This is a genomic window from Marinilabilia salmonicolor JCM 21150 (assembly GCF_000259075.1).
Taxonomy (GTDB): domain Bacteria; phylum Bacteroidota; class Bacteroidia; order Bacteroidales; family Marinilabiliaceae; genus Marinilabilia; species Marinilabilia salmonicolor.
In genome coordinates this window covers 1-282 of the sequence record NZ_AJKI01000069.1, presented here as the reverse complement: position 1 = coordinate 282, position 282 = coordinate 1, and the positions used below count along the sequence as shown (strand labels likewise).

General features: G+C 46.1%; 1 protein-coding gene. It reads right to left on the bottom strand.

What is annotated here, in order from left to right; genetic code table 11:
* On the bottom strand, window positions 1-137 hold a 137-nt coding region (locus W7W_RS23355; RefSeq protein ID WP_010665657.1), incomplete at its 3' end, for a GIY-YIG nuclease family protein.
* Window positions 138-282: the final 145 nt, after the last annotated feature.

Here is a 282-nt window from a genome sequence, read left to right as displayed (position 1 = left end):
TTCCATGGGCGACCAGACTTGGTTGATGGAGTGGCTCCGGCATTGTGACGATTTAAGCGCTCTTGAATATCCGAGGCGCTTCCGATATAATAGTGGTCACGAGAAGTGCTGTAAAGAATGTAAACGTAGTGTGGCATAAGGAGAAGGGTTTAATGAAAAAAGGATTAAAACTGTTAAGTTCTAACCCTTCGTAGCGAGAGGCGGGCTTGAACCGCCGACCTTCCCGATTTAGATCGGGACGCTCTAACCAGTTGAGCTATCAATTAACGTTTCGATGTAGAT